This is a genomic window from Bradyrhizobium sp. NBAIM03, from assembly GCF_020194055.1.
GTDB classification, from domain to species: domain Bacteria; phylum Pseudomonadota; class Alphaproteobacteria; order Rhizobiales; family Xanthobacteraceae; genus Bradyrhizobium; species Bradyrhizobium yuanmingense.
Genome location: NZ_JADYVS010000165.1, coordinates 1 through 442, shown reverse-complemented (window position 1 = coordinate 442; position 442 = coordinate 1). Strand labels below are relative to the sequence as shown.

Genomic DNA, 442 nt, shown 5'->3' with positions numbered 1-442 from the left:
GGCGAGCCATTCCTCGTCAATGGCCAGCAAATCGAAGTCAATGGCAGGCGCATCGAAGTGTTTGCCGTTGGCTCTGGATGGTGGTGCTGGGAAGAAGCAGACACCGGAATCGGTCCGGCCACCGATGCCCCGCTGGACAAGCGCTTCGATGACGTGCTTTTCGGCACAACACAGGAAGAGTTCGACGCGCTGGAAGTGCATGGCGTGCGTAACGTACGCACCCCAGCCGGCGAGAACGTGGGGATCCGCGAAGTCGACGATGTGAATCCCGAACTTTTCTCGGTCTACGTGCACTTCCGCGCGGGCGGGGTTGAATGTGTAGGTGATCACGGCACACTACATCTGGCACTGAAGTACGCCCGAGAGCTCGCCAATCGATTCGGATGCCCAATCCACAACTTCGCGCCGATGCCCGTACCACCACGCGCACCGAGTACAGCTG

Annotated in this window: 1 protein-coding gene; it reads left to right on the top strand. The window is 60.0% G+C overall.

Going from position 1 to position 442, the window contains the following annotated elements; translation table 11 throughout:
- Positions 1 to 442, top strand: a 442-nt coding sequence (locus I6F21_RS37900; RefSeq protein WP_225184406.1) for a hypothetical protein, incomplete at both ends; no start/stop codon positions are given.